At 68.3% G+C, this 25967-nt stretch carries 30 protein-coding genes; 27 read left to right on the top strand and 3 right to left on the bottom strand.

The features are described from left to right. The first annotated feature begins 39 nt into the window (after window positions 1-39). Window positions 40-2331 carry a tetratricopeptide repeat protein gene (locus tag BM360_RS02315; protein ID WP_093310126.1) on the top strand — a complete coding sequence of 764 codons (2292 nt, stop codon included), beginning with the start codon at window positions 40-42 and terminating at the stop codon, window positions 2329-2331. Between the two features lie 47 nt (window positions 2332-2378). Here the strand turns inward: BM360_RS02315 and BM360_RS02310 are convergent, their stop codons facing one another. Together BM360_RS02310 and BM360_RS02305 are read right to left on the bottom strand one after the other, a co-directional pair. Continuing rightward, window positions 2379-3440: a phage portal protein gene (locus BM360_RS02310; RefSeq protein WP_093310124.1), complete on the bottom strand. Its 1062-nt coding sequence runs from the start codon at window positions 3438-3440 to the stop codon at window positions 2379-2381. Next, complete coding sequence (locus BM360_RS02305; protein ID WP_093310121.1) at window positions 3437-5278, bottom strand: terminase large subunit domain-containing protein; 1842 nt, start codon at window positions 5276-5278, stop codon at window positions 3437-3439. The genes BM360_RS02310 and BM360_RS02305 overlap by 4 nt, the downstream gene beginning before the upstream one ends. Before the next feature lie 162 nt (window positions 5279-5440). Here BM360_RS02305 and BM360_RS02300 point away from each other — a divergent pair, with 162 nt between their 5' ends. The 11 genes from BM360_RS02300 to BM360_RS02250 all read left to right on the top strand — a co-directional run bounded on the left by BM360_RS02300 (window position 5441) and on the right by BM360_RS02250 (window position 11698). Next, a complete protein-coding gene (locus tag BM360_RS02300; protein WP_093310118.1) occupies window positions 5441-6295 on the top strand; it encodes a GPO family capsid scaffolding protein in 855 nt (284 codons plus the stop codon). Window positions 6296-6338: 43 nt separating this feature from the next. Beyond that, window positions 6339-7391 (top strand): phage major capsid protein, P2 family, encoded by a 1053-nt coding sequence (locus BM360_RS02295; RefSeq protein WP_093310116.1) that lies wholly within the window; start codon window positions 6339-6341, stop codon window positions 7389-7391. Window positions 7392-7441: 50 nt separating this feature from the next. After that, window positions 7442-8194 (top strand): phage terminase small subunit, encoded by a 753-nt coding sequence (gene gpM, locus BM360_RS02290; RefSeq protein WP_093310113.1) that lies wholly within the window; start codon window positions 7442-7444, stop codon window positions 8192-8194. A gap of 153 nt (window positions 8195-8347) precedes the next feature. Then, window positions 8348-8830 carry a head completion/stabilization protein gene (locus BM360_RS02285; protein WP_093310109.1) on the top strand — a complete coding sequence of 161 codons (483 nt, stop codon included), beginning with the start codon at window positions 8348-8350 and terminating at the stop codon, window positions 8828-8830. Continuing rightward, a complete protein-coding gene (locus tag BM360_RS02280; RefSeq protein ID WP_093310106.1) occupies window positions 8830-9045 on the top strand; it encodes a tail protein X in 216 nt (71 codons plus the stop codon). The genes BM360_RS02285 and BM360_RS02280 overlap by 1 nt, the downstream gene beginning before the upstream one ends. Before the next feature lie 2 nt (window positions 9046-9047). Next, complete coding sequence (locus tag BM360_RS02275; RefSeq protein ID WP_093310100.1) at window positions 9048-9392, top strand: hypothetical protein; 345 nt, start codon at window positions 9048-9050, stop codon at window positions 9390-9392. After that, entirely contained in the window at window positions 9392-9865 is a 474-nt protein-coding gene (locus tag BM360_RS02270) for an N-acetylmuramoyl-L-alanine amidase (RefSeq protein ID WP_242653275.1), read from the top strand. Before BM360_RS02275 ends, BM360_RS02270 begins: the two co-directional genes overlap by 1 nt. Beyond that, a complete protein-coding gene (locus BM360_RS02265; RefSeq protein ID WP_093310097.1) occupies window positions 9862-10314 on the top strand; it encodes a hypothetical protein in 453 nt (150 codons plus the stop codon). The genes BM360_RS02270 and BM360_RS02265 overlap by 4 nt, the downstream gene beginning before the upstream one ends. A gap of 28 nt (window positions 10315-10342) precedes the next feature. After that, window positions 10343-10552, top strand: coding sequence for a hypothetical protein (locus BM360_RS02260; protein ID WP_242653274.1), 210 nt, complete (start codon window positions 10343-10345; stop codon window positions 10550-10552). Window positions 10553-10556: 4 nt separating this feature from the next. After that, window positions 10557-11036: a phage tail protein gene (locus tag BM360_RS02255; protein ID WP_093310095.1), complete on the top strand. Its 480-nt coding sequence runs from the start codon at window positions 10557-10559 to the stop codon at window positions 11034-11036. Next, window positions 11036-11698, top strand: coding sequence for a phage virion morphogenesis protein (locus BM360_RS02250; RefSeq protein ID WP_242653273.1), 663 nt, complete (start codon window positions 11036-11038; stop codon window positions 11696-11698). Before BM360_RS02255 ends, BM360_RS02250 begins: the two co-directional genes overlap by 1 nt. A 102-nt stretch (window positions 11699-11800) precedes the next feature. Here the strand turns inward: BM360_RS02250 and BM360_RS02245 are convergent, their stop codons facing one another. Beyond that, window positions 11801-12886 carry a hypothetical protein gene (locus tag BM360_RS02245; protein WP_093310092.1) on the bottom strand — a complete coding sequence of 362 codons (1086 nt, stop codon included), beginning with the start codon at window positions 12884-12886 and terminating at the stop codon, window positions 11801-11803. Between the two features lie 286 nt (window positions 12887-13172). Here BM360_RS02245 and BM360_RS02240 point away from each other — a divergent pair, with 286 nt between their 5' ends. From BM360_RS02240 to BM360_RS02170, 15 genes are all read left to right on the top strand, one after another. Then, window positions 13173-14072: a baseplate assembly protein gene (locus BM360_RS02240; protein WP_093310090.1), complete on the top strand. Its 900-nt coding sequence runs from the start codon at window positions 13173-13175 to the stop codon at window positions 14070-14072. After that, window positions 14069-14617: a phage tail protein I gene (locus BM360_RS02235; RefSeq protein ID WP_093310089.1), complete on the top strand. Its 549-nt coding sequence runs from the start codon at window positions 14069-14071 to the stop codon at window positions 14615-14617. Before BM360_RS02240 ends, BM360_RS02235 begins: the two co-directional genes overlap by 4 nt. A 14-nt stretch (window positions 14618-14631) precedes the next feature. Further along, window positions 14632-16488: a gp53-like domain-containing protein gene (locus tag BM360_RS02230; RefSeq protein WP_093310087.1), complete on the top strand. Its 1857-nt coding sequence runs from the start codon at window positions 14632-14634 to the stop codon at window positions 16486-16488. 25 nt (window positions 16489-16513) lie between these two features. Beyond that, window positions 16514-16768 (top strand): hypothetical protein, encoded by a 255-nt coding sequence (locus BM360_RS02225; RefSeq protein ID WP_093310086.1) that lies wholly within the window; start codon window positions 16514-16516, stop codon window positions 16766-16768. An 18-nt stretch (window positions 16769-16786) separates the two neighbouring features. Continuing rightward, the gene (locus BM360_RS02220; RefSeq protein WP_093310084.1) at window positions 16787-17155 is read left to right on the top strand and encodes a hypothetical protein; all 369 of its coding nucleotides are present in this window, start codon (window positions 16787-16789) and stop codon (window positions 17153-17155) included. After that, complete coding sequence (locus BM360_RS02215) at window positions 17098-18849, top strand: SGNH/GDSL hydrolase family protein (RefSeq protein ID WP_131819158.1); 1752 nt, start codon at window positions 17098-17100, stop codon at window positions 18847-18849. Before BM360_RS02220 ends, BM360_RS02215 begins: the two co-directional genes overlap by 58 nt. An 81-nt stretch (window positions 18850-18930) precedes the next feature. Further along, on the top strand, window positions 18931-19482 hold the full coding sequence (locus tag BM360_RS02210) for a phage baseplate assembly protein V (protein WP_093310078.1): 552 nt from the start codon (window positions 18931-18933) through the stop codon (window positions 19480-19482). 5 nt (window positions 19483-19487) lie between these two features. Further along, a complete protein-coding gene (locus BM360_RS02205; RefSeq protein ID WP_341350573.1) occupies window positions 19488-19847 on the top strand; it encodes a GPW/gp25 family protein in 360 nt (119 codons plus the stop codon). 14 nt (window positions 19848-19861) lie between these two features. Continuing rightward, window positions 19862-21022, top strand: a complete 1161-nt coding sequence (locus tag BM360_RS02200) for a phage tail sheath subtilisin-like domain-containing protein (RefSeq protein ID WP_093310070.1) — start codon at window positions 19862-19864, stop codon at window positions 21020-21022. A gap of 42 nt (window positions 21023-21064) precedes the next feature. After that, window positions 21065-21571, top strand: a complete 507-nt coding sequence (locus tag BM360_RS02195; protein WP_093310068.1) for a phage major tail tube protein — start codon at window positions 21065-21067, stop codon at window positions 21569-21571. Between the two features lie 32 nt (window positions 21572-21603). Beyond that, window positions 21604-21930 (top strand): phage tail protein, encoded by a 327-nt coding sequence (locus BM360_RS02190; protein ID WP_093310067.1) that lies wholly within the window; start codon window positions 21604-21606, stop codon window positions 21928-21930. 8 nt (window positions 21931-21938) lie between these two features. After that, on the top strand, window positions 21939-22055 hold the full coding sequence (locus tag BM360_RS02185) for a GpE family phage tail protein (RefSeq protein WP_093310065.1): 117 nt from the start codon (window positions 21939-21941) through the stop codon (window positions 22053-22055). A gap of 4 nt (window positions 22056-22059) precedes the next feature. Next, window positions 22060-24525 (top strand): phage tail tape measure protein, encoded by a 2466-nt coding sequence (locus BM360_RS02180; protein WP_242653272.1) that lies wholly within the window; start codon window positions 22060-22062, stop codon window positions 24523-24525. Then, a complete protein-coding gene (locus tag BM360_RS02175) occupies window positions 24522-24920 on the top strand; it encodes a phage tail protein (RefSeq protein WP_165611178.1) in 399 nt (132 codons plus the stop codon). The genes BM360_RS02180 and BM360_RS02175 overlap by 4 nt, the downstream gene beginning before the upstream one ends. Further along, on the top strand, window positions 24917-25921 hold the full coding sequence (locus BM360_RS02170; RefSeq protein ID WP_093310062.1) for a contractile injection system protein, VgrG/Pvc8 family: 1005 nt from the start codon (window positions 24917-24919) through the stop codon (window positions 25919-25921). The genes BM360_RS02175 and BM360_RS02170 overlap by 4 nt, the downstream gene beginning before the upstream one ends. The last annotated feature ends 46 nt before the right edge of the window (window positions 25922-25967 follow it).

Genomic DNA, 25967 nt, shown 5'->3' with positions numbered 1-25967 from the left:
CATTCGCAGTCAGAACCGCTACCGGTCGATTCGCTCGCTATGTCCGCCAATCCCGTCACCCTTTATCGCATGGACCGGCCCCGCCTTTGGGGCCGCGACGCGTTTGCCAATGAGCTTATGGCCGATCTGGAGGCAGGTTGCACGATCATCGGACTTGAAGGGGTGACAGGAGCTGGAAAGTCCGAGTTCGGCTACCAATTTGCTCGGCTTTGCCAAAAGGAGCGAGGTCCAAGCCCGCTATTTATCGACGGCGGCATTGCAGCCACCGAGGAGCTGCTCGTCGGTAGCCTTTGCGAGCAGCTCCGCGCCGTGCCACGAGTCGATTTCCAAGGTTTTGGCGAGAAGGCACAAGGGTTCCTTGGTCGGCTGGTGCCGAGCATGCGCCGTATAGGCGGCGCTATGGTGCAGGACATCGCCAAGGCCGCAGGCTTGGACAAGGCGGAGAAAACCGTGGAGGCTCTCACGGACTTTCTGACGGGGATCGACGCGGAGCCTGAACCTTACGTCAAGCTGGCGGAGGCTGCCACCGCGAACCGGCGGGCGCTCATCGTCGAGTACCTGCAGTTCGTGGCTGATCTTGGCAATCCGCTCTGCATCGTCATCGACGAGTATGAGCTTCTGGAGACCTCGGCACGCGAGTTCCTTCGTGTGCTGATGCGCCGGAAGCCCGAAAGCTGCAGGTTGCTGATCCTGGTCAACTCTGAGCGGGAGCCGCCAAGCGATTGGCGCGGGGCCATGGTGCCCGCGATCAAAGCAGCCAACGGCGACGTTCATAGCATACCCGAACTGGGCCGAGACGAGATCGCGCGATGGCACGAGGATGTGATCGGGCGCGCGGCTGACGCATCGACAGTTGACGACCTGATCCAACGATCCCGCGGCGGTCGTCCTGCATACCTTGCGGAGCTTCTGTATGCGGTGCTGTCCGGCCGCGGCGCTCCCCGCGTACCCGACTTCGATGAGCTGCAGGCAGCACGGCGCCGTTCGCTGACGCCTGCTGCGCACTTGTTGGGCGACCTAATGTCGCTCCTTCCTGGCGACGTCGCCGTTCCACGCACGTTCCTTGAGGCCGTCGCCGATGTGGCCAGCATCGATAGCCGATCTGCTATCGACGAGCTCTACGGAGCCAGTCTGATCCGGCATGTCGGTCACAGGACACGGTTCGTCCATTCAAGCTATGCAATCAGCTGGCTCAGCGGCATAGGCGTTCGACGGCGCGACGAATTGAAGGAAGTGTGGTACAAAGCGTTTGAGCATGCCGGCTTCACGAGCGGTGAGTTGACGGGCGGGCTGCTGTCCCTCGTCGCGCCGCGGCTCGTTGAGCGGCAATCGGGCGAAAACATCGCCAAGCTGGCGACTAGCCTGGCGGAGCATGGAGCGCAGGATGACAGCTTGTTGCTTCTCACAACGTCCTGGCGGGCGGCGCCGGGAGCCGAGACCCTCAGCAGCGGCGTGATCGAGCACGCTCTTCAGGCTGCGCGTCTCCAGCTGGACCTTGGTAGGTACGCCGCGGTCCACGAGCCCCTGCGCGCCGTTGAACTGCAGGCTTCAGCGGGGACGCCGCTGCGCAACGCCGCAGACTTGCTGCGCATGAAACTCGCGCTCCGCCTCAATCGATACGGTCTGGTCTGGTCGCTATCGGATAAGCTCATTAGGCAGGCGCCCTCAGCCGCCGACGTTCAACTTGAACGCGAGCTGATCCTGAATACCGCTCTGCGCGACGTAATGGACGAGGATGGGGTTCGCGCTTCAACCGAGCGACTTCGGACGCTGCTGGCCCACGCCGACGAAGCCGGCCAGGCCGCGATTTACCGGTCGCTTGCTAGGTCGCTGGCGAAGACCGGCGACGTGGCAGAGGCGGTCCGTCTTGCTAGTGAGGGATTGGAAATGGCGAATGCTCAAGGCGACGCCAGATCTATTGGGAACGCACACCTAGCGCTCGGAGAGGCGCTGCGTCACGCCAGAGACGAGCATACCGCCCTCGCGCACTACCACCAGGCTATCGATTTCGGAAGCGCCACTGGGAACCGCGACAGCGAATTGTGGTCTTGGCTGGGGGAGGCGAGCGCGCACCTGCAGTCCGGCGACATCGCCCAAGCCGAGACGTCACTCAGAGTGGCAAGGTCCTTAGTGGAAGATCCGACGTTCGAGCATCCACTCGAGACCGCGCACGTCGCGCTCATTGGGGCTCTCGCTGACGTACTATCGGGCAACGTAGTCGACGATGACGCTGTTTTGGGGCGGTACCGCCGGCTCGGGATCGGTTGGCCGGAGAGCTACCTACGAGAGACGCGTGACAAAGGAAGCTTGCCGCACGCCCTACCTATCTAAGCGTTCTCGCCCGCCCAGTGGCGAGCGTGAGGGCTCCGTGACAACGGTCAAGTCGCACCAGGCGCGAACTCCCGCTCTTCAAACGCGACGGCGGGCACGCCCAGGCGATCGTTGATCTCGAGCCAGGGCAGCATCAGCGGCACGATCTCGAGTTCCCAGAACATCTGCATCGCCTGCAGCGGGTTGCCCGTCGTCGAGCCCTGCGCCGGCACGATGCCGAGCAGCGACGGCGGCACCCGGTGCGCAGCCAACACGTCATCGCGAGTCGCATTCTTGATGCCGAGGAACTCGTCTTTCGCGCCCGCCTCGGCGATCGGCAGGATCTTCAGGCTGCCATCCTTGCCGTTCGGCGCATGGACGAACAGGTTGCGGAAATTGCCCGGCCCCTTTGACGCGCGGAGCGCCGCCTTCAGCTTGTCCGTGTCGCCCTGGTCGATGTCACCCGTGGCGTAGAGAATGTAGCCGGCGTGGCTGCCGTTCAGGTAATAGCGGCGGCGGAAGAGCGTGGCGGCCTCGTTCAGCAGCGCCGACTGCAGGGCGCTGAGATATTCCGGGACGCCGTAGATCTCCTGGTTGATGTCGGGCTGCGCCGTCTGGATCACTGAGCCGCGCTTGAACTCGGTCTCGCTGCGGCCGCCGGGCACGTAGAAGAAAGACCCTGCCTCCACCCCGCGACGAGTGAACTTTGCCGGCGAATAATCAAGCCGCAGGGGCGTGCCGAGCACGCTGTCGCGCCGCTCGAGGTAGCCGTTGCCGAAAACCAGATAATCCTGCAGCGCCTTGCCGAACGTCGATCGTGACAGCCACGGCGTGGGGATCAGCGCCGATGTGACCAGATTGCGCTTCAGCAGGATCGCCGAGCTGTGATGCGGCGATGCGCGGAACGCGCGCGCCAGCCCGTCGACCGGCACCGGCGGCTCATACCACCGCCCGTTGTGCCAGCATTCGAGCATGTCGAGCAGCTCGCGCCGGTTGAGCACCGGCTCGGGATCCCCGAACGCAAAGGTCTCAATCGCGCGGCCTGGATCGTTCGCCGCGACGATCGCGCCCGCGGCCGCGCTCGCGGCCTCCCGCTGCGACATACGCCGCGCGCGCCCTGCCCTGCTCATTCGAAGATCTCCATGCTGGTCTGCTGCCTGGCCTGGCCGTCGAGCGGCTCGTTCGCGAAGATGTGCATGGCCGCCCAGGCGAGGTCAGCGTGGCCGTCCGCCTCGGAGCGCCCCGCCTTGAAGGTGATCGCGCGGCCGCTGCCGGTCAGCGCCTTCTTGATCGACAGAAAGGATGAGACGACGTCGAGCCAGCCCGCATCCCACTGGACACGGCCGCGGCGCAGCAGGTTCTGCGCCTTCATCACCATGGTGGCCTTCGTCTCGAGCGAATATTCGATCTTGGTCAGGCCGCGGACGGCCACATTGCCGTTGCTGTCCGCCTTGCCGAGCAGCTGGAACACGGCCGCGCCGATGCCGGTCGCATCCACGCCGAGGTAGGTGCAATTGTAGCGCGCGAGGATGGTGCGGATGAACAGCGCCTGCTGCTCGAAGTCGAGCCCGCGGAGCGAATGCTTCTCGAGCAGCCGGAACGTGCCGCCGGGCTTCGTCGGCGGCGCGGCGATGATGAAGCCGGCATTGTCGCCGTCCTCGCTCTCCTGCGGATCGTAGCCGGCCCACACCTCGCGGTTGCCGAACGGGCGCTTGGCATCCGGATTGAAGTCGGCCCACTCGACCAGGCTGTCGCAGCCCGCGGCGACCAGCTCGTTGAACTTGAAGGCCGACAGGCTGTCGTCGACGAACTGGCACAGCAGCAGGTTGGCGAACTCGTCGGGCGCATATTCAATGCGCAGCTCGTCGAGGTTGAACAGGTCGCAGCCGGCGGCCTCGGCATCCTCGATCGTGACGATCTGCCGCCATACACCGTCCTCACACAGCCGGCCCGCCTTCAGCGCCTCATGACTGACGTCGATCTCGATTCGGTCAGCCTTCTTGACCCGGCGGTTGCGGCGCTCGCCCGTCCAGTATGGATGCGCCTGGTGGCGGATGGTCGATGGCGTCGAGAAGTAGGTGCGACGCCACTTCTTGTGCATCGCCATGCCGCTGGCGACCTTGTTCAGCTCCTCGAAGCCGTAGACCCAGAAGAATTCGTCAAAGTAGAAATTGCCGTGATAGCCCTGCGCGGTGCGGGCGTTCGTGCCGAGGAAGTGCAGCTCGGCCGCGGGCTCGTCCTCGGGGATCAGCTCCGACGTCAGGATGATCGGGTCGCCCTTCAGGTCGACGCCGACCCGCTTGGCGAACTGGACGATGTAGCCGCGGAAGATGTGCGCCTGTGCCTTGGAGGCGGACAGGAAGATCTGGTTGCGCCCGGTCTCGAGCGCGTCGATCAGCGCCTCGCGGGCGAAGTACCAGGTCGCGCCGATCTGGCGCGACTTCAGGATCATGCGCGTGCGGAGCGATGAGCTGGCGAGCCAGTCTTCCTGGTAGCCGAACAGCTCGCTCTCGAAGATCCGCCGCAGCTCGGCGACCTGGTCGGCGGTGAAGTGGTTCGGCTTCGCCTTCTTCTTCGGCGCGGCGTTCCGGTTGGCGACCTTCTCGTTGAGATCGCCCTCGTGCCCGCCGGGCGCTTCGTAGCGACGGATCTTGGCGAGCGTCGCCACCTGGCGGCCGAGCGCGTCGAGCAGCGTCAGGTCGGCGCCGGTCAGCTTGTCCTTGGCGAGCAGCGCCTGATAGCGCACCTCGAGGCTGTCCTCGAGCCGCCGGATCATCGGGGCGTTTTCCCAGGCCTCCCGCTGTTTCCAGCTTTCGATCGTAGCGCGGGGCACCGCCTTGCCGTCCTCGCCCATGATCGCGCGCAGCGGCAGCTCGGCGGCGATCTCCGTCACGCCCCACCCACGCCAGAACAGGCTGCGAGCCTCGCGGCGCGCATCGATCTTCGGGGGGAGCGGCAGGACGTCCATTGCGGGCGCGACTTAGCCACGCGCGCTGCCCGGCCCGGAGCGCCCCGCCTTGTAGAGTGCGTCTCTACAAGGCGGTTCGCTTGAGAAGATCGCGCCCTCAGTCCCTTTTCGCGGCCGTCACCAGCTGCCCGGCAGCCGAACCGATCCGAGGGACCGACCCGCATGGCCAAGACCAAGTTCTTCCGCGTCGCCGTCGAGGGCGCCACCACCGACGGCCGCGTGATCGAGCGCGACTGGATCGACCAGATGGCCGCCGGCTACAATCCCGAGACCTACACCGCCCGCATCAACTGCGAGCATCTGCGCGGCTTCAGCCCCGACAAGCCGTTCAACGCCTACGGCTCGATCGTCGCGGTGAAGGCCGAGGATTTCGCGCTTCAGCTCGACGGCAAGTCGCAGACCCGCCGCGCGCTCTACGCGCAGTTCGATGTCAACGATCAGCTGGTCGAGATCAACCGCGCCGGGCAGAAGCTGTTCAGCTCGGTCGAGATCGCGCCGAACTTCGCCGCCACCGGCAAGGCCGGCCTGGTCGGCCTTGCCGTCACCGACAATCCCGCGAGCCTCGGCACCGAGATGCTCGCCTTCTCGGCGGCCAAGCCGATGATCGACGGCTTCAAGAGCAAGCCTGACAGCCTGATCTCGGCATCGGTCGAGTTCGCCTTCGAGCTTGAGCAGGCCGAGCCGGATGCCGCAACCGGCGCGTTCGCGGCCATGAAGACGTTCTTCGAGCGCTTCACCACCAGCACGCCGGCCCCCGCCACTCCGGTGGCGCCCGCACCCGCCGGCACGCCGCCGGCCACGCCGCCTGCCAACGACAACTTCGCCCAGCTCGCCGAGGGCATCCGCCTGCTCGGTGCCGGCGTCACTGCGCTCTCCACCAAGCTCGACACCGACGTTGGCGTGCTCCGCACGGAACTCGGCACGCTGAAGACGCAGCTCGGCAGCACCGAGCAGCCGGGCGGCACTCGACCGCCGGCGACCGGTGCCGAGGCGTCGAAGTACGCCACCGACTGCTGAGCCGCCTCGAACCACACCTGCCCTCGCCCCGGAGCAAGCCCCCATGCGTAACGCCACCCGCGCCCTCTTCCATTCCTACGTGAGCGCGATCGCGCTGCTCAACTCGGTGCCGTCCGCGGCCGAGAAGTTCACCGTCGCGCCCGCGGTCGAGCAGAAGCTCGAGGAGCGGATCCAGCAGTCGAGTGGCTTCCTCAGCCAGATCCAGGTGGTGCCGGTCGATCAGCAGGAAGGCGACAAGGTCGGCATCGGCATCACGCGGCCGCTCGCCAGCCGCACCAACACGGCCGCCGGCAACCGCCGCACGCCGACCGATCCGACCGACAGCACGGATCTCGGGCGCTACCGCTGCGAGCAGACCAACTTCGATCACGCGATCAAGTATGCGAAGCTCGATGCTTGGGCGCACCGGCCCGAGTTCCAGCAGCTCGTCCGCGATGTCATCCTGAAGCAGCAGGGCCGCGACCGGATCATGATCGGCTGGAACGGCACGTCGGTGGCCGTGCAGACCGACCGCGCCGCCAACCCGCTGCTGCAGGACGTCAACAAGGGCTGGCTCTACAAGATCCGCACCTTCGCGCCCGCCCGCGTGCTGAATGACGGCGACCTGACGCCCGACGCCACCAAAGCGATCTATGTCGACCCGGTCGATGATGAAACGAAGCGCGATTACGTCAACCTCGACGCGCTCGTGTTCGACGCGATCGAGCTGCTCGACGAGTGGAATCGTGACGATACCGACCTGGTGGTGATCGTCGGCCGCAACCTGCTGCAGGACAAGTACGCCAACATCATCGAGGCCGCGTCCAACACGGCGACCGAGATGGAGGCGCGCGATCGCATCCTGACGCTGCCCAAGCAGATCGGCGGCAAGCGCGCGGTGGTGGTGCCGTTCTTCCCCGCGAACAGCATCCTCATCACCCGCCTCGATAACCTGTCGATCTACGTCCAGAACGGCTCGCGTCGCCGCCTGGTCAAGGACGAGCCCGCGCTCGACCAGATCGAGAATTACGAGAGCGTCAACGAAGCCTATGTCGTCGAGGACTACGGCATGTGCGCGCTCGTCGAAAACGTCGTCATGGGCAAGAAGCCGGCCTGATCGCCGGCCGACGCCCCGCCCCTGTAGCCCGCCCTCACAAGAGATCCGCAATGAGCCTCGCTCGACGTCACCGGGAGCGCATCCTGGCACAAATGACCGCGGCGGACCCCTCTTCGGTCGAGGGTGGGCTCGCCCTGCCCGCCGCCGCGAACGGCCCAGCCGCCGCGGCGGCGGAGCAGATGGCGCTCCGCCTCACCCATGATCTTCGCCGCCTGAAGCAGATCCAGTCGCGCGAGCGGAAGATCGAGACCAAGCGCGACCTGCTGCCGGAATATGCCGCCTGGGTCGACGGCCTGGTCGCCGGCGCCGAGCAGGCGGGCGCGGGCACCACCGAACAGGTGCTGCCCACCATCATGATCTGGCGCATCGACGTCGGCGACTTTGTCGGCGCGCTGCCGCTCGCCGAGCATGTGCTGCGGCACGGGATCGCGCTGCCTGCGCGCTACGAGCGCACGGCGGGCACGCTGATCCTCGAGGAGATCGCCGAAGCCGCGCTCGCCTCGCTCGGCCGCGGTGACGCCTTCGATCTCGACGTCCTGGAGCGCATCGCCGAGCTGACCGCCGGGCACGACATGCCCGACGAAGCCCGCGCCAAGCTGGTCAAGGCGATCGGCATGGAGCTGCAGCGGCAGGCCGAGACGGGGGACGCCGACGCGGCGCCCGCCCGCGCGGCGCTCGCCGTCGCCGCCTTCGAACGCGCCGAGCGGCTGCACGCCCGCGTCGGCGTGGAGGACAAGATCAAGCGGGCGGCGAAGCTCGCCGCGACCGCAACCGACAACGAAGAGACCGGCGCCGCCGGTTGATCAGACCAGCTTCGCCGGCGGCAACGCCGGTGAACGTAGCTCGCCCCCCGGCGCTCGGGGGCGGATCGCGCGACGCGGGAGGGGCTTCGGCCTGAGGGCCGCCGTCTGACCCGGTCCCCACCCCCGAAAACCGGGGCGAGGAAGGAACCGCGCATGTCCACCACCATCGTCGGCTGTCCGACCGTCATCGTCCCGCCCGCGCCGGCGGCAGAGCCGAAGATCGCCGGCGGCTGGTGGCCCGACATCGATCCGGGCAGCATCCGCGAGCAGCTGCGGGTGCGTGACGCAGTGACGTCATCGCGGCTGCGCGAAGCGCTGCTCGGCGCCATGGTCACCGTCCACCGGGAGCTGCGCTCCTGGCGTGCCGGGCACGAGGCCGCCGGCCATGCCAGCCTTGCCGCCGTACCCGCCGACGAGCTGGGCGACGAAAGCGAGCTGGTCATCCTCTACCGGCGCGCGATCGGCGCCTATGCCAAGGCCGAGCTGGTGGAGCGGCAGCGCGACACGGACCTGACCGGCGCCGGTCAGCGCCAGGTCGCCGATCTCGATCAGACACCAGGCGAGCTGCGCCGCGATGCGCTGCACGCGATCCGCGACATGCTGGGCGTCAGCCGCACCGATGTCGAGCTGATCTGATGGCCGACACGCTCCACGCGCGCGAAGGCGACGCGCTGGACGGCCTGCTCGCCCGCGAGCGCGGCCTCGGGCCCGAAGATCTCGGGCCGGTGCTGGCGGGCAACCCCGGCCTCGCTGCCCTCGGGCCCCTCCTGCCGATCGGCACGCCCGTGTCGGTCCCCGCCATCGTCGTGCCCGCCGCGCGCGAACTCCCCCTCATCCAGCTCTGGGATTGACCATGTCGATCGAAACCCTTCTCCACGATGCGGCCGATGCGGTCGGCAAGATGCTGGGGGCGCTCGCGCCCGCGGCCTTCGGCAGCCTGGTCGCGCAGATCCACGAACGCGGACTCGCCTGGCGCGATCGCCTCCTTGCCTATGTCAGCGGGATCCTCGTCTCCTACTATGTCGGCCTTGGCCTGCAGGCGTGGCTCGCCTTCGACGACTTCGTGCGCCAGTCGATCGGCTTCGTCATCGGCATGATCGCCTTCAAGGCGACGCCCCGCTTCATCGCGGGCGGCGCCGACATCTTCGCCACCCTGCCGGATCTGGTGAAGACCTGGCTTGCCCGGAAGGGCGCGTGATGGCGATCGCCTGGATGAACGCGCAGGCGCTGCGCTACTTGACGCTGCACTGCGCCGCGACGCCTGAGGGCCGCGACGACAAGGCAGGCGCGGTCACCGCCTGGGACAAGGCCAAGTTCGGCCAGCCTAGCTATCACTGGGTCATAGAGCTGGACGGCACCGCGGTGCGGACGCTGCGGGACGATCAGCGCGGTGCGCACACCGGCGGCGCGAATACCGGCAATATCGGCATCTGCTACGTCGGCGGCGTCGACAAGGCGGGCAGGCCGAAGGACACGCGCACGCCGGCACAGCTGGCGACGATGGAGCGCCTGGTGCGCGAGTATCGCGCGCGATTCCCGAGGCTGATCGTCCGTGGGCACCGCGACTGGTCGCCCGACCGCGACCGTGACGGCAAGATCGAGCCGCACGAGTGGCTGAAGGCATGCCCGTGCTTCGACGTGGCGGCCTGGCTGCGGGGGATCGGACTGTGACCGCCCTGATCGCGCTCCTCGCGCGTCACCGCAGCTGGTTGCTGCTGCTCGCCGTCGCTGCGATTGGCGCAGCCCTTTACGCCTGGGGCGCGGAAGCCCGCGCCGATCGCGCGCGGCTGCTCGCGTGGGGCGACAAGATGTGCGCCGCCGCGGGCGCCGAGCTGATGCCGGCCAAGGGCAAGCGCGGCGCGGAATGCTTCACCGCGGTGCAGGCGCTCGCCCGCTTCAAGGCGGAGGCCGCCGAGGCCACCGCCGAGGCGCTCGCCACGGCCGAGCGGAGCCGCGCTAACAGCGCCGCGGCAGATGCCCGCGTCGCTCGGGCCGCCGCCGATGCTGCCCGCACCGCTACTGCCCAGATGGAGGCCGCCAATGCCCAGGTCACGGATGATCGCGTGGGTCGCGACTGGATTGCTGCTCTCAACCGCACTGCCGGGCTGCGCCCACGTTGATCGGCCGGCGCCGCCCTCGGCGGTTGCGGTGACGATCGACAAAGCGCCGCCGCCGGATCTGCGCGGCTGCGCCGATCGCCCGGCGCCGCTACCCGAAGATGCCGTCGCAATCCTGCCTGCCCCGCTCCGGGTGGCGCTGATCGCGCTCGCCGGCGCCTTCGCCGCCAATGCCGCCCGGCTCGATCGGCTGGTCGACTGGCACGATCCGGACGCGCACTGCGCGACACCGGCGGACTGATCCGATGAAGAAGCCCGACAGCCTGCGCGATCTGCTGCTCTACCTGGTACCCGGTCTCAAGGAAGATCCGGGACGTCTGTCCGTTTTCGTCGACAAGGGGCAGATCCTCAGCCTCGCCGGGCGCTCGCTGTCGTTCGAATATCGCTACACCGCGAACGTCGTCGTGCAGGATTACGCCGGCGACGATAACGCGCTGTTCGTGCCCGTCCTCGCATGGATCGCACAGCATCAGCCCGACCTCCTCAAGCGGCGCGACAGCGATCCCTTCACCTTCGAGGCCGAGCTACTCGAAACAGGCGCGAAGGACGTCTCGCTGCAGCTCGATCTCAGTGAGCGGGTGCGCGTCGTCGCGCGCGACGCCGGCGGCTTCGAGGTGACCTATCTAGATCGGCCCATGCCGCTCGACGACGGCGATCACTTCGAGGGCGTCTGCGGCGTCGTGCTGCGCGAGGGCTTGGCCGGGCCCGAGCTGGTCGCGCCCTGATGGACGATCTGGCCGAAATCGAGCAGCTCGCCGGCCAGCTGCTGCGCCGGCTCGGCCCCGGCGAGCGCCGGCGGACGCTGCGCGCGATCGCGCGCGAGATCCGTTCAACGCAGTCCGCACGCATTGCTCGGCAGCAGGATCCTTCCGGCGCCGCCTTCTCGCCGCGACGCGTCCGCGACGATCCTAAGCTCGGCGCGTACGCGGTCCGCTTCCTCTATCCCAGGGGCGCGGCGGAGCCGCGCGTGGTCTTCATGAAGAGCTGGCTGCGGCAGGGTGACATGCTGACGGGGTTCGACATCGAGGCCCGCGCTGTGCGCAGCTTCCGCTGGGATCGTGTCGATCAGTTCCTGCCGATCGATGCGACCGACCGGAACAAGAGCAGCGGCAAGCTGCGCCGCAAGGGCCGCATCCGCAACGCCGCCATGTTCCGAAAGCTGCGCAGCGGCCGCTTCCTCCGCTCCGGCGCGACCGACGCCGAGGCATGGATCGGATTTGCCGGTCGCGCGGCCGAGATCGCTCGCATCCACCAGGACGGCGGCCTTGATCGTCCTTCCCCGAAGGTCAAACCAGTCCGCTATGCGCGGCGCACGCTGGTCGGTCTCACAGAAGCCGAGCGAGCGCGGATCCTCGATCTCCTGCTCGAGCACGTCGCGGCTCGATGACCGCTAATGGTGGGCAGCGGCCCGGCCGCTCTCGGACGCTGAGGTGACCTAAGCGGCTCTTTGTTCAAACGTCGCCGGCCGGCAGCTACCCTGTGGCGATCGTCAGCCGTCTGCCACAAGTCTCCGGACGATCGCTAACGCATCGTCGACGGAGGACGCCACGCGGCAGCCGTTGATCTCCTCCAGGCCGGTTCCGCGGGAGGTGACGAGGTGGTGGAGCGGACCTTCGGTGAGGAATGCATCACAGTATGTAAGCGCGATCGTAGCATGCCCGAAGTCGTGCCAATCGTTGGCCTTGAACAGCCGTTTTTTGTCCCACCGCATCGCTGCATGGATGGACGCTTTCACATGAAGCGTGCGCATCGCGGCGCGATACTCGGGTCGCTTAACGGCGTGATAGAGGAGGTTGCGGCACATGTTGACTGACGCGGCATGCTGCTCTGGGCTCGGGTCCGGGCGACTGCCTGTCGTCCGCGCCTGCATCTCGGTGATGATGTCCGCCGCGATCTCCCCAACCACCTCGACGGCGCCACGGAGCTCGACGTCGTAGGCGTTCTCGTAGCTGCGTAGCTCGTTACGATGCTCCTGATTTCGGGCGTTCGTATCGTCGGTGAGCTCGGTAAAATCGCAGTGCAGTTCCGCGCCGTTATCCATGCCGGCTACAAGGTCCGACAGCGGCATCTCCCAGAGATGGTCAAAGACTCGCTTCTGCAACTCGAGTTCATCTTCCGGGGGCAGCCCGTCAAGCTTTGGATGCATGTCGCCAAGCGCGTAGGCGACCTTGGTCCAGATGAGCTCCTGCATCGGATGCACAGCCTCCGATCCGTGAAGTGCTGACGATAGGAACCGGTGTACCTCCGTCGCGAGCAGGGTCTGCGGATCCATGGACGTTACGCCGAGGCTTAGTTCGTCGATGAGGCGCGCAGTGGCCTGCCGGCGCGTTGGCGTGTTTGCCTGCTTCGTGAGCTCCATGAAGAGGTCAGCGCTTATCGGGCAGACTAGGCGGCCGGCGTTCACGCCCCGACGAAGGAAATGCAGCAGCTTGCGGGAGGCGGCGTCGGTCCGACGAGCGGCCGCGGTCTCTCGGAGGATGATCCAATAGCGAGTGTCGAGGTATACCTTCCGGCGGCCCAGCAGCTTCTGGCCGAGCTCGATCTTCCGCGCGCGGCTGTGCCGTTCGATGGTCATGGTCCTACCGATCCAATCTTGAAGACGGTCCGCTTGCTTACCATCCCGGTATCAGCGCTCGGCGGCCAGCTCGTTTCTCCAACACCCGCATGAGGTCAGGGTCATCGGTTAGCCGATAGTCTGGCAGGCTCAACGATTGTCCGCAATCGGGCTCGGCTGAGCTGCGGGAGCGGCTGACATTGGGCGTTAGCGGACATTCGAGACGGGTGACGCTCGCCTTGTAGAGTGCGTCTCTACAAGGCGGCTTCGTGGCGCTCCCGCCCCTTCGCCCGCGACAAGCGACGGGATGTCCGCCGCCTCGACCTTCATCGCTGTCGATCTGTCGCGCCTGCCCGCGCCGACGATCGTCGAGCAGCTCTCGTTTGAGCAGATCCTCACGGCGATGCGCCAGCAGCTGCACGAGCTGCTGCCCGAGTTCGACGCGTTCCTCGAGTCCGATCCCGCCATCAAGATCCTCGAGGTGGTCGCCTACCGCGAGCTGCTGATCCGCGCCGACTGCAACGACGCGGGCCGCGGCAACATGCTCGCGTTCGCAACCGGCGCCAACCTCGACAATCTCGGCGCGCTGTTCGGCGTCTCCCGCCTGCTGATCGCCGAAGGTGACGCGCAGCAGGGCATCGATCCGACCTACGAGAGCGACACTGCGCTCCGCCGTCGCATCACGCTCGCACCCGAGGGTTATTCGGTGGCTGGCCCTGAGGGCGCCTACCTCTTTCACGCGCTCTCCGCTGATCCTGACGTGCTGGACGCGACCGCCACCAGCCCGGCACCGGGCGAGGTGCTGGTCACGGTGCTGTCGCGCACCGGCAGTGGCGCCGCTGACGCCGAGCTGGTCGCAGCCGTCGATGCATACCTCTCGGCCGACACCCGCCGTCCCCTGACGGATGCCGTCACTGTGCAGTCGGCAGAGATCGTGACCTACTCGGTCGACGCAGCGATCACCGTCTTCGACGGGCCCGATGCCGCGATCGTGCTGGCAGAGGCGCAGGCGCAGCTCGAAGACTATTGCGCGCGCAGCCACCGGCTCGGTTACGACGTCACGCGCTCGGGCATCTTCGCCGCGCTCCACGTCGAGGGCGTCCAGAACGTCGCCCTCACCGCTCCGGCTGCCGATATCGTTGTATCGGGCGAGCAGGCGGCGTGGCGCACGGCGCTCACCCTGACGATCGTGGGCACCGGCGAATGAGCCTGTTGCCGCCCAACGCCACCCGCTTCGAGCGCGCGCTCGAGGCCGCCACGGCGCGGATCTCCGATGTGCCGGTGCCGCTCCGCACGCTCTGGAACCCCGACACCTGCCCCGTCCAGCTGCTGCCCTACCTTGCCTGGGCGCTGTCCATCGACGTCTGGTCGACCGACTGGCCGGAATGGGTGAAGCGCGAGCGCATTCGCCGCGCGATCGCCATCCAGCGTCGCAAGGGCACGGCCGGCTCGGTTGCGGACGTGGTCGCCGCCTACGGTGCCCACGTGGTGGTGCGCGAGTGGTGGCAGGCCGAGCCGCGGATGGCGCCGCACACCTTCGCGCTCGTCCTCTCGCTGAACGGCGAGGGCGGTGAGCCTGCGACCGCCGCCTATGTCGACCAGGTCATCAGCGACATCCGCCGCACCAAGCCGCTCCGCTCGCACTTCACCTTCACCCAGGCACTCGCCGCGACCGCGAAGGTCGGCGTCATCGGCGCGGCCCGCGCCCTCACCTTCGCGCGCGTGCAGCTCGCCGCGCCGGCGGCAGCCTGAACCGGAGCGCCCGCATGGCCCTGATCCTCGTCATCACCTCCGTCGGTCGCGCCGCCCTGGTCAACGCGCATAACACCGGCACGCTGCCGGTGCTGCTTTCGCACGTCGGCTTCTCGCCGCTTGCGTCGGCGCCGAGCGCCGCCAGCACGACGCTGCCGGGCGAGGTGAAGCGTATCGCCACCTTCTCGGGCACCGACGTCGCCGACGACACGATGCACGTCCTGGTGCAGGACACGAGCCCCGACAGCTACACCGTTCGCTCGTTCGGCCTCTACCTCGCCGATGGCACGCTGTTCGCTGCCTACGGGCAGGCCGGGCCGATCATCGAGAAGTCCGCTCAGGCGGACATGATGCTCGCGATCGACGTCAAGTTCGACGACATCGACGCGGACGCGATCACCTTCGGCGACGCGACCTTCATCAGCCCGCCGGCGACGGAGACGGTCGCGGGCGTGCTCGAGCTGGCGACGCAGACCGAGACAACCGCCGGCACGGACACGCAGCGTGCCGTCACGCCGAAGACGCTCTCGGGAGCCATGACGGCACGGCTCGCTTCTTATGCGCGGCTCGACGGCGCGACCTTCACCGGCGCCGTCACCTTCAATCAGCCGATCGTCGCGACCACGCCAAACGCGGGCAGCACGGGCGGCGTCCGTCTGCGCGGCAATCCCGTTTCCGGCGAAGCGATCCTGCAGATCCTGACCCCCGATGGGCAGGGTCAGTGGGGTTGGATGGCCTTCACCGCCGCCGGCAGCTTCAAGTGGAACGCGAACACCGTCTGGCACGCCGGCAATGACGGCGCCGGCAGCGCGCTCGACGCCGATCTGCTCGATGGCCAACACGGCAGCTACTACACCGACATTGTCGGCCGCCTCGGCTTCACCCCGTTCAACCGCGACGGCGGCCAAGTGCTCGGGTCGGTGAACGTCCGCGACCAGGTCTACGCCAGCACGCCAAACGACGGCACGAGCGGCGGCATCGCGCTGCGCGGCAATGCGGCGTCCGGTCAGGCGATCCTGCAGATCCGCACGCCGGACGGTCAGGGGCAGTGGGGCTGGATGAGCTTCAACGCCGCCGGCGGCATCAGCTATAGCGGGAACACGGTTTGGCACGCCGGCAATGATGGGTCGGGATCCGGGCTCGATGCCGATCTGCTCGACGGCCGGGACAGCACTAGCTTCGCGAGCGTGGCGGGCACGGCCTTCACTGGCGCGATCACCGCTCCGAGCGTCGAGGCTTCGAGCACTGGTGACGTCGGTCAGCTGATCTGCCACCGGCCCGGCACCGTCCTCTACACGGTCGGCGGGATCGGTGATGGCTTCTCCTGGGGCGCGAAGCGGAACGACAAAGCTCAGCCGGCGATCGGCATCGACGGCAATTACAACGCCTACGTCACCACTCACCTCACGGTAGGCGGAAACCTGATCGTCCCCACGGGCAACGGCTACGTGGGGGATGGCTTGATGTGGGCGGCCAGCAACGACGGCTCCGGTTCCGGGCTCGACGCTGATCTGCTCGACGGGCTCCATGCCTCCAGCTTCGCCAGCGCGAGCCACACCCACGGTGCAAGCGACATTGCCGATGCCTTCACCGGCTCGCTGCAGCAAAATGGCTATGTGGCGCTGCCGGGCGGGCTGATCCTGCAGTGGGGCCGCTTCAACGCGCCGGCGAACAGTGGCGCCAGTGTCGCCTTTCCGACGCCGTTCCCGAACGCCTGCTTCTCGGCCGTGGTCAGTGGCGGGATCTCCGACGCGGGCGCGCAGGACAATTTCACCACCGTGCTGGCCGACACGATCTCGGCCGCCGGCTTCCAGGCCTTCAACGCGGACGGCACCAGCTCCGCCTGCACCTTCTTCGCCGTCGGCTTCTGAGTGACCCCGATGAGGAGCATCCCCCATGCAGACTGAGATCGCCCCCTACGACGCTGCGCGTCGGACGGTAGGCGTCACCTTCACCCATGCCGGCGTCGTGCATCAGCGCGAGGTGAACGCCTGCCACGATGGCGACGGCGCCTACGATGCCGAAGCGACCGCAGCGCGCGTGGAGGCAGTCGCCTCGGGCGTCGCCGTGAAGATTGCCGCCGGCGCCATCACCAACCCGCCCGCCCCCGCTGACGACGACGCTGCGCCAGGCGCGGCGGTCGAGGCCTGATCCCGAGGAGAGACGAAGATGGCGACCGAGAAGGAAAAGCGGCTGCGCGATCGCAGCAGCGGCGGGCGAGCGCTGCTCGTCGAGACCGTGCCTGCGTGCCTCGACCCGCTGGCATGGGGCAATGGCGCCGTGCCGCAGGACATGCGCGCTTACCGCGACGTGGAGGTGCAGGTTTCGGGCCTCTCCGGCGGCGACTCGATCAGCATCACGCGGTCCCTCGTCGAGGGCGGCACCTATGTGGCGCCGAAGTGGGTGAGCCACGCCTTCGAGACCGGTGACGTCATCACCGCAGACGGCACCTACGGCTTCAGCGGCTTCGCGCTGCTGAAATGGGCCAAGACCGGCAACGCCAGCAATCCCTCCGTCGTCATCCGGGGGAGCAACTGATGCGCCGCCTTGCACATATCGGTGCCGGTCTGGCCATCCTGGCTCAGCTTGCCCTGGGAACGCCGGCACTGGCGCAATCGGCGCGGGACGCCGCCGGCCTTGCTTCCACCGCTCTGTCTGCGCCAACCCAGAGCAAGCACTTCGCACGCACGGGCGGCTTCTCGATCGTCAGCCGGGTCAAGGCTGACTTCGGGGCTGGCCTCGGCGCGACTGCGACTGGCGGCACCTTCGGCATGACGCAGCGCATCGCCCACACGAACCTGACGGGCTGCGAACTCACGTCTGTCGCGCCGCTCTTCTCGCATTGGGCGCCCGCCGCCGGCGTGGAAAGCAACACCAGCCAGGATCTGATGATCAAGGTGGCGATCGAGCCCAAGGGCACGGTCACCGATCAGGCGACGAACCCGCCGCTCTATGTGCAGGGCCGCGGCCTCGAAGTCTTCACGCTGTCGCGCCGTGGATCCCTGATCGTTGACGAGGTGCCTGTCTCGGTCGCAGCAGGAGCGACCTTCTACGAGCGGACGGGCGTGACCACGGCAACCGCTGCCTCGGGCACGATCCCGCGGTCGCAGATCGCGCGTGGCGGCACGGCCATGTGGGGCGAGAATACCGGGGAGGGTGCGAACGCAAACGATAGCGTGCTCTTCAACAACGTCACGAACAACACGGTGGCCGGCTACACGTCTTCGCTGATGCTCGGCCGATGCGTAAGCGGGAAGATCGCGCCTTCCATCATCGGCATCGGCGACAGCATCAGCGTCGGCTCGCACGATTACATTCCCAACGGCCTTGGCTGGGTCGCCCGTGCTTTGGCCGGCTGGCCGGGTGGCCAGCTCGGCATCGCCGGCGAGAAGGAACGCGACACCCTGACCGCTCGCGGCTTCATGGCGCGCATGCCGATCGCGCGTTTCGCAACCGCAATCCTCGATGAATACGGCACCAACGACATCAACGCGGCGGACAGCCTTGCGACCGTGAAGGCCAGCATCCTCGCCTCCGCCCTGCGCTTCCAGCGCCAGGGGCAGGCGTTCATCAAGGCGACGATCCTGCCCTACACCACCAGCACGAATGGCTGGTTCGACGTGGCAGGACAGACGGTCACCGGGAACGAAGCCGTGCGAGCTGCCGTCAACAGCTGGTTGCGGGACACGAGCGCCAACGGCTTCGTCGCCCAGGCAAACGCTCAGGTGGCCAGCATCCCGTCCGCCGGGCGGGCCTATGTCGTCGATCCTGCCGCCGGCGTCGAGGTGGATGCGAGCGGCGCGCTGACGCTCAACGGTGGCTTCTGGATGGCGGCACCCGGCGGCATCCTCGACAGCGGAACGGCGACGGGCGGCTCGACGTCGTCGGTCATCTCTACGGCCAAGGCTTACGGCGTAAATGCGCTGCGCGGCTACGTCGTCCACACGACCGGCGGCACCGCGGCCGGGCAGATCTGCGTCGTCGCCTACAACACCGCGACGGTCATCACCTGTTCCAATTCGATGCCGCTCTCGCCGGATGCGACCACCACGTTCCGCATCTATCGCGGTCTGGCAGTCGACGGCCTGCACCCGGCAACCGAAGGCCACGCCCGTGCCGCGGCCGCGGCCAAGCCTGCCATCGACAAGATCATGTCGCTGCCGATCGGCTTCAATCTCGACATGCCCCGCCTTCCCGCGAACGATAACGAGGCCGAGCGCCTCGCCGCATAGATCCGGCTCCGCCTTGTAGAGTGCGTCTCTACAAGGCGGCGGCCGCGCGAGTTCGGGTATATCCCATCATGGTCGCTCGCCATGAGCGATCCCGCCGACCTTCAGCGCCTGATCGGCGACATCTGCCGCCTGGGCACCGTTGCGAGCATCGATCTCGCCGCCGGGACTTGCTGCGTGAAGATCGGCGATATCCTGACCAACGACCTGCCCTGGGCGGCGGCCCGCGCCGGTGCGATCCGCGCCTGGCTGCCGCCCAGCGTCGGCGAGCAGGTCATCGTCTTCTCGCCTGAGGGCGACACCGAGGCGGGCATCGTTCTCGGCGGCATTTTCTCCGATGCCCGTCCTGCCCCCGCTTCCGAGGCGATCGCGTTGCTGCTCTTCGATGATGGCGCCAGCATCAGCTACGATCCCGCGGGACACCGCCTCGATGTCACCCTGCCTGCAGGCGCGACCGCGACGATCGCCGCGCCAGGCGGCATCACGCTGGACGGCCCGGTCCATATCACCGGCGCGCTCACCACCGACGACAAGGCGACGTTCGCCGGCGACGTGAAGGGTGCCGGCATCAGCCTCAAGGATCACGTCCACGGCCAGGTGCAGGCCGGCTCCGCCAAGTCGGGCAAGCCGGAATGATCGGCATGAATGCCGGAACCGGCCGCGCGCTCGCTGGTGCCGACCACCTTCGCCAGTCGATCGCCGACGTGCTGATGACGCCGATCGGCACCCGCATCGGCCGCCGCGACTATGGCTCGCTCGTGCCCGAGCTGATCGACCAGCCGGCGAATGCCGCCGGGCGCCTGCGGCTCTTCGCCGCCGCGGCCATCGCGCTGCTCGCGTGGGAGCCGCGGCTCCGCGTCTCCCGCTTCACCCTCACCGCCGGCGACAGGCCGGGCGCCGTCCTGCTCGGCATAGAAGGCCGCCGCACCGACGTCGCCGCGGTGAACGCCCGCACCCAGCTCACCGTGCCGCTCGTCGCGAGCGGCGTCCTCCCCGCCTGAAGGACCGATCGCTCATGGCCTATATTCACGGCATCCAGACCACCGAGGCCACCGACCTCGCCACCTCGATCGTCCCGATCTCCACCTCGGTAATCGGCATCGTCGCGACCGCGCCCGACGCCGACGCCGCCGCCTTCCCGCTCAACACGCCTGTCCGTCTGATCGAGGCGGCCGCAGGGATCGAAAAGGCCGGCGATACGGGGACGCTCGTGTCCGCGCTCCGCGACATCGCCGCACAGGTCCGCTGCCCGGTGGTGGTGGTGCGCGTGGCGCCTGGCGCTGATGCTGCCGCGACCGCCGCGGCCGTGATCGGCGATCCGGCTGCGACCAGCGGCCGCGTGGGCATGCAGGCGCTGCGCGATGCGCAGGCGATCTGCGGCATCAAGCCGCGGATCCTCGGCGCACCCGGCCTCGACACCGCGGCGGTCGCCGACGCCCTCGCGGTCGTTGGCGAGAAGCTGCGCGCCTTCGTCTATGCGGCCGCGACCGGCGCCAACGATGCGGCGCTGATCGCCTATGCCAGCAACTTCGACCGCCGTAACCTGATGTTGATCGTCGGCGATCTGTCGCGGTCGGGCGACCTGGTGACGGTCAGCGGCGTCGCGACTGCGCTCGGTCTCCGCGCCCGGATCGATCAGGAGCAGGGCTGGCACAAGACGCTGTCCAACGTGCCGATCGCGGGCATCGTCGGCGTGACCCGCCCGATCGGCTTCGACTTCCAGGACGAATTCACCCAGGCCAACGTGCTCAACGCGGCCAACCTGACCGTCATCGTCTCGGTGAATGGCGCCTTCCGCTTCTGGGGCAACCGCACGACCGCGGCCGAGGAGAGCGGTTACATCTTCGAGAGCGCGACGCGCACCGCGCACGTGCTGATCGACGAGATCGCCGCCGGGCTGATCTGGGCGGTCGACAAACCGCTGACGCCGAGCCTCGCCAAGGACATCGTCGAGAAGATCAACGCGCGTCTCGACACGCTCCGCAACCAGGGCCGGCTGCTCGGCGCGAAGGCGAAGTTCGTGCCCGCCAACAACTCCACCTCCGAGCTGCGGCTCGGCCGGCTGCGGATCGACTACGACTTCACGCCCGTGCCGCCGCTCGAGGCGCTGCTGCTGCGGCAGACGCTGACCGATCAGTATTTCGCCAACTTCGCCGAGCTGGCGACCGCGGCCTGACGCGCGCGCCCCTCCCTGCCCTTTCCCCCGGAGACCTGACCCATGCTGCCCCGCAAGCTCAAGGATCTGCTGCTGTTCAACGAAGGCGGCAACTATCTCGGCGAAGTCAACGCCGCGACCCTGCCCAAGCTCACCCGCAAGCTCGAGGAGTGGCGCGGCGCCGGCATGGACAGCCCGGTCAAGATCGACATGGGCGGCGAGGCGCTGGATCTCGAATGGACCGCCGGCGGGCCGCTCCGCGACGTTCTCGCGCAATATGCCGAGCCGCGCGTGGATGGCCTGCTGCTGCGCTTCGTCGGCGTCTACGAGGCCGACGACACCGGCGAGAAGACCGCGGTCGAGGTGATCGTACGCGGCCGCCACGAGGAGATCGAGGCGGGCGAGCAGAAGATCGGCGAGGGCGGCGAGTTCAAGGTCAAGACGAGCTGCGCCTATTACCGCCTCGACTGGAATGGCTCGACCGTCATCGAGGTGGATCCGCTCAACATGGTGCTGATCGTCGACGGCAACGATCGCATGGCCGAGCGCCGCGCCATCCTTGGCGTCTGACCCTCATCCCCTGACCGCACCAGGAGCCGACCATGACCGAACCCACTTCCCCTGCAGCGCCGGCCGCGCGCAGCTTCACCCTCGATGAAGACGTCACCCTCTCCGGCAAGGTGCTGTTCGAAGCCGGCACCGAGATCGTCGTGCGCAAGCCCGGCTCCGGCGAGCTGCGCGGCATGACCCTGCTGTCGCTGTCGCAGCTCGATGTCGAAACGCTCGAGAAGCTGGCGCCGCGCATCACCACCCCCGTGATCGTCAAGGGCGCGGCCTGGGCACTCTCCGATCTGATGCAGTTCGGCGGCGAGGTTATGGATTTTTTGCTGCCGAAGGCCGCGAAGCAGGCGGTCTCCCCAACCGAGTAGAGGCGGCGATGGCCGACATCGCCGTCGTCTTCCACTGGCCGCCCGCCGCCATGGACCCGATGCCCCTGCCCGAGCTGATGAGCTGGCGCGCCGAGGCGGCGAAGCGCGCCGGCGCCGAGGAGTAACCGCGTGGCCGATCGCGATCTGCGCATTCGCATGCTGCTGCAGGCAGCCGACAAGGTCACCCGCCCCTTGCGCGACATCGCCGGCGGCTCGACCAAGGCGGGCCAGGCGCTCAAGGTCACGCGCGACCGGCTGAAGGAGATCGAGCGCGCGCAGGCGGACCTGCAGGGCTTCCGCCAGCTGAAGACCGGCCTGCGCGATACCGAGCGCGCGAGCGAGGCGGCGCAGACGAAGGTCGGCCAGCTCGCCCGCGCGATCGCCGCGGCCGAAAAGCCCAACCGCCAGATGAGCCGGGATCTCGAGCGCGCCAGGCGCGAATCGCAGGCGCTCACCCGTCAGCGCGACCAGGAGCTGAGCCAGCTGCAGGAGTTCCGCACCCGCCTCGACGCCGCCGGCATCAGCACGCGCAACCTGGTGCGCCACGAACGCGAGCTCCGCGACGCGGCTGCCCGCACCAGTCGCGAGTTCGAAGAGCAGAGCCGTCGCCTGGCGATCGCCGATGATCGCGCGCGTCGCTTCGCTGCCGGCCGCGCAGCGTTCGACCGCACCCAAGCACGCGCAGCCGGCCTCGCCGCCGGCGGCGCCGCCGCGATCGGCACCGGCTTTGCCCTCTCGCGTCCGGTCACCGGCTCGGTGAAGGCGGCGCAGGAATATGAGTCCGTCATGTCCGACATCGGGCAGAAGGCGGATCTGCTGCGCTCCAAGTCCGAGCAGCTCGGCCGCGGCCTGCTGCGCGCGGCGCGGGATGCGAACCAGCTGCCCGCCGCCATGCAGGCCGGCGTGGATACGCTGAGCGGCCTCGGCGCCACCGTGCCCGATGCCGTCGCCATGATGCGTCCGATCGGCCGCGCCGCCACCGCCTACAAGGCCGAGATTGCCGATCTGGCGAACGCCAGCTTCGCCGCGCATGACAACCTGAGGGTCGACACCCAGGACACGGGCCGGGCGCTCGACATCATGGCGACGGCGGGCAAGCGCGGTGCCTTCGAGGTGAAGGACATGGCGGCGCACTTTCCCGAGCTGACCGCCTCGATGCAGGGGCTCGGCGCCAAGGGTCTGCCCGTCGTCGCCGATCTCGCCGCCGCGCTGCAGATCACACGCAAGGGCGCCGGCGACAGCGCGACCGCGGCGAACAACCTGCAGAACCTGCTCGCCAAGGCGACCAGCGGCGACACGATCAAGAACTTCGCCAAGTTCGGCATCGACATTCCGAAGGCGCTGAAGCGTGCCGTGGCGGAGGGCCGCAGCCCGATCGAGGAGCTGGTCAGGCTCACGCAGAAGGCGACCGGCGGCGACGGCGCCAGGCTTTCCGCCCTGTTCGGCGACATGCAGGTGCAGCAGGCGCTCCGCCCGCTGATGGCGAACATGGCGCTCTATCGCCAGATCCGCGCGGACGCCCTCGGTGCCACCGGCACGGTCGATGCCGACTTCGCCGAGCGCATGCGCGATTCCGCCGAGCAGAGCCGGCAGCTGGCGGTGAACGCCGAGGTGCTGAAGGTGACGCTCGGCGCCGCGCTGCTGCCGACCGTGAACGCGCTGGTTCAGCGGCTCTCCGCCGGCGCGAGCTGGCTGGCGGCCTTCAGCGCCCAGCACCCGCGCCTGACGAAAGCGGCGATGATCCTCGCCGGCGGGCTGGCCGTGCTCTTCGGCCTGCTCGGGCTCGGTGCCATCGTGGCCGCCGGCATCATGGCGCCACTCGCGATCGTCAATGCCGGCATGGTCGCACTCGGCGTGGCGGGAGGCGTCGCGTCCATTGGTCTGCTGCCGATCATCGGCACAGTCGCCCTGATCGCCGCAGGCATCGCGGCGCTCGGGACCGCAATCTACATCGTCGCGACGCAAGGCTTCGGGGCGCTCGCCGCGGTGCTGGTCAACTGGTCGCCGCTCGGCCTGATGTGGCGCGGCATCGCGGCGCTGCTTGCCATGTTCGGCATCCAGGTGCCCGCCAAGCTGACCGAAGCAGGGGGCAACATGATCCGCGGCCTGATCCGCGGGATCACCGGCATGCTGGGAGCGCTTAAGTCGACGATCGTCAACGCCGCGAGCGCGGCCGCCGGCTGGTTCAAGGCCAAGCTCGGCATCCACTCGCCAAGCCGTGTCTTCGCCAGCTTCGGCGGCTTCATGATGCAAGGATTGTCGCAGGGGATCGACGGAGGCGCCTCGGTACCGGTTCGCCGTATCCAGCGCCTGTCCCGCGAGGTGACGGCCGCCATGGCGATCGGCGCGGCCGTTCCGGCGATCGCGGCTGGGAACGCTTCAGCCGGGCCGACCGGCATGCGAGGCGCGGCCTCCCGAGCCGCTGCGCCGCCGCCCGCCGCCAGCGGCACGATCGTCTTCAACTATCACGCCGCACCAGGCGTGAAGGATGCGCGCGCGGAAGCGCGGGCGATGTTCGAGGAGCTGAAGAAGCTGGAGGCGGCCGACAGGCGGGCCTCCTACGCCGACCAGCCGGATTGGAGCGATCGCGGATGATCCTCATGTCGCTCGGCCTGTTTCTCTTCTCGGTGCCGACGCTCGTGCATGACGAGCTGCAGCGCCGCGCCGACTGGCGCCATGCGCGTGCGCCTCGCGTCGGCGCGCGCGATGCGGTGCAGTTCGTCGGGCCGGGCGAAGAGACAGTCACCCTCTCGGGCACCGCCGTCGCCGAGCTGCAGGACGGCGACGCCTCGATCGACCAGCTGCGCGACATGGCGGGCACCGGCACCGCCTGGCCGCTGCTGGACGGCGCGGGCCGCGTCTGGGGCACCTTCGTTATACTCGCCATCGACGAGCGGCATCGCCACATCCTCGCGGACGGACGGGCGCTGACGATCGACTTCGGCATCGACCTGCTCCGCGTCGACGTGCCCGAGGAGCCTGCCCCGTGAGCTACGTTCTGCCGCACGCCGACTACCGGGTGACCCTCGACGGCGTCGACCTGACCGATCGCCTGCGGCCGCGCCTCGAGGCGCTCACCCTGACCGAGCGCCGCGGCGACGAGGCCGACCGCCTCGAGATCGTGATCGAGGATACCGACGGCCGCTTCGCTCTGCCCTCCCCCGGCAAGCTGCTGCATGTCCAGATCGGCTGGCTGCGGGGCAGCGACGTGCCGGTCGGGCTGGTCGACAAGGGCAGCTTCAAGGTGGACGAGGTAGAGCATGGCGGGCCGCCCGACGTCATCACGCTGCGCGCCAGCTCCGCGGACTTCACCAGCAGGATCGTGACGCGCCGCGAGCAGAGCTGGCGCGACACGACGATCGGCGCCGTCGTGAAGATGGTCGCCGCCCGCAACGGCCTTGAGCCGCGCTGCGCTGCCGCGCTCGCTTCGGTTGCTCTGCCGACGCTGCACCAGAGCCGCGAGAGCGACATGGCGCTGCTGCGCCGCCTGGGACGCGAATATGATGCGGTTGCGACCGTGAAGCGCGGCTCGTTGATCTTCGCCCGGGTCGGCGCGGGAGTGACCAGCTCGGGGAAGGCCATACCCGCGCTGACCTTCGCGCGCGGCGAAGGCGACACCCACAGCTACCGCCTCGAAAAGCGTGGGGACGTCGCCGGCGTCTCCGCCAGCTGGCACGATCGCGGCGCGGCGACGAAGAAGACGGTCATCGCAGGCGAGGAAGGCGGTGCGCGCCACCTGTCCCGCGTCTACCCGACCGAACGCGCCGCCCGCGCCGCAGCCGATGCGGCGCTGTCACGATCCAGGCGGCAGCCCGCCTCGCTCGATCTCACCCCGGCTTACGGCCGACCGGACATCTACCCCGAGCGGAAGGTCAATGTCCGCGGCTTCAAGCCTGAGATCGATGCGCGCAGCTGGCTTGTGGCCGAAGTGTCTCACACGCTGGACGGAACAGGCGGCCTGTCGAGCCGGATCAAGCTCGAAACCACCTGAGGACTTGTGGCGGACCAACCACAACTGTGGTAGCCATGTTTTGTTC

Source organism: Sphingomonas jatrophae, assembly GCF_900113315.1.
GTDB lineage: Bacteria > Pseudomonadota > Alphaproteobacteria > Sphingomonadales > Sphingomonadaceae > Sphingomonas_P > Sphingomonas_P jatrophae.
The sequence above is the reverse complement of the archived record's forward strand: the minus strand, read 5'-3'. Positions and strand labels throughout refer to the sequence as shown.

Bases quoted from the DNA above. Each gene is read 5' to 3' on its own strand.
- BM360_RS02315 (WP_093310126.1), top strand. From the start codon at position 40: ATGTCCGCCAATCCCGTCACCCTTTATCGCATGGACCGGCCCCGCCTT.
- BM360_RS02310 (WP_093310124.1), bottom strand. From the start codon at position 3,440: ATGAGCAGGGCAGGGCGCGCGCGGCGTATGTCGCAGCGGGAGGCCGCG.
- BM360_RS02305 (WP_093310121.1), bottom strand. From the start codon at position 5,278: ATGGACGTCCTGCCGCTCCCCCCGAAGATCGATGCGCGCCGCGAGGCT.
- BM360_RS02300 (WP_093310118.1), top strand. From the start codon at position 5,441: ATGGCCAAGACCAAGTTCTTCCGCGTCGCCGTCGAGGGCGCCACCACC.
- BM360_RS02295 (WP_093310116.1), top strand. From the start codon at position 6,339: ATGCGTAACGCCACCCGCGCCCTCTTCCATTCCTACGTGAGCGCGATC.
- gpM (WP_093310113.1), top strand. From the start codon at position 7,442: ATGAGCCTCGCTCGACGTCACCGGGAGCGCATCCTGGCACAAATGACC.
- BM360_RS02285 (WP_093310109.1), top strand. From the start codon at position 8,348: ATGTCCACCACCATCGTCGGCTGTCCGACCGTCATCGTCCCGCCCGCG.
- BM360_RS02280 (WP_093310106.1), top strand. From the start codon at position 8,830: ATGGCCGACACGCTCCACGCGCGCGAAGGCGACGCGCTGGACGGCCTG.
- BM360_RS02275 (WP_093310100.1), top strand. From the start codon at position 9,048: ATGTCGATCGAAACCCTTCTCCACGATGCGGCCGATGCGGTCGGCAAG.
- BM360_RS02270 (WP_242653275.1), top strand. From the start codon at position 9,392: ATGGCGATCGCCTGGATGAACGCGCAGGCGCTGCGCTACTTGACGCTG.
- BM360_RS02255 (WP_093310095.1), top strand. From the start codon at position 10,557: ATGAAGAAGCCCGACAGCCTGCGCGATCTGCTGCTCTACCTGGTACCC.
- BM360_RS02250 (WP_242653273.1), top strand. From the start codon at position 11,036: ATGGACGATCTGGCCGAAATCGAGCAGCTCGCCGGCCAGCTGCTGCGC.
- BM360_RS02245 (WP_093310092.1), bottom strand. From the start codon at position 12,886: ATGACCATCGAACGGCACAGCCGCGCGCGGAAGATCGAGCTCGGCCAG.
- BM360_RS02240 (WP_093310090.1), top strand. From the start codon at position 13,173: ATGTCCGCCGCCTCGACCTTCATCGCTGTCGATCTGTCGCGCCTGCCC.
- BM360_RS02235 (WP_093310089.1), top strand. From the start codon at position 14,069: ATGAGCCTGTTGCCGCCCAACGCCACCCGCTTCGAGCGCGCGCTCGAG.
- BM360_RS02230 (WP_093310087.1), top strand. From the start codon at position 14,632: ATGGCCCTGATCCTCGTCATCACCTCCGTCGGTCGCGCCGCCCTGGTC.
- BM360_RS02225 (WP_093310086.1), top strand. From the start codon at position 16,514: ATGCAGACTGAGATCGCCCCCTACGACGCTGCGCGTCGGACGGTAGGC.
- BM360_RS02220 (WP_093310084.1), top strand. From the start codon at position 16,787: ATGGCGACCGAGAAGGAAAAGCGGCTGCGCGATCGCAGCAGCGGCGGG.
- BM360_RS02215 (WP_131819158.1), top strand. From the start codon at position 17,098: ATGGGCCAAGACCGGCAACGCCAGCAATCCCTCCGTCGTCATCCGGGG.
- BM360_RS02210 (WP_093310078.1), top strand. From the start codon at position 18,931: ATGAGCGATCCCGCCGACCTTCAGCGCCTGATCGGCGACATCTGCCGC.
- BM360_RS02205 (WP_341350573.1), top strand. From the start codon at position 19,488: ATGAATGCCGGAACCGGCCGCGCGCTCGCTGGTGCCGACCACCTTCGC.
- BM360_RS02200 (WP_093310070.1), top strand. From the start codon at position 19,862: ATGGCCTATATTCACGGCATCCAGACCACCGAGGCCACCGACCTCGCC.
- BM360_RS02195 (WP_093310068.1), top strand. From the start codon at position 21,065: ATGCTGCCCCGCAAGCTCAAGGATCTGCTGCTGTTCAACGAAGGCGGC.
- BM360_RS02190 (WP_093310067.1), top strand. From the start codon at position 21,604: ATGACCGAACCCACTTCCCCTGCAGCGCCGGCCGCGCGCAGCTTCACC.
- BM360_RS02185 (WP_093310065.1), top strand. From the start codon at position 21,939: ATGGCCGACATCGCCGTCGTCTTCCACTGGCCGCCCGCCGCCATGGAC.
- BM360_RS02175 (WP_165611178.1), top strand. From the start codon at position 24,522: ATGATCCTCATGTCGCTCGGCCTGTTTCTCTTCTCGGTGCCGACGCTC.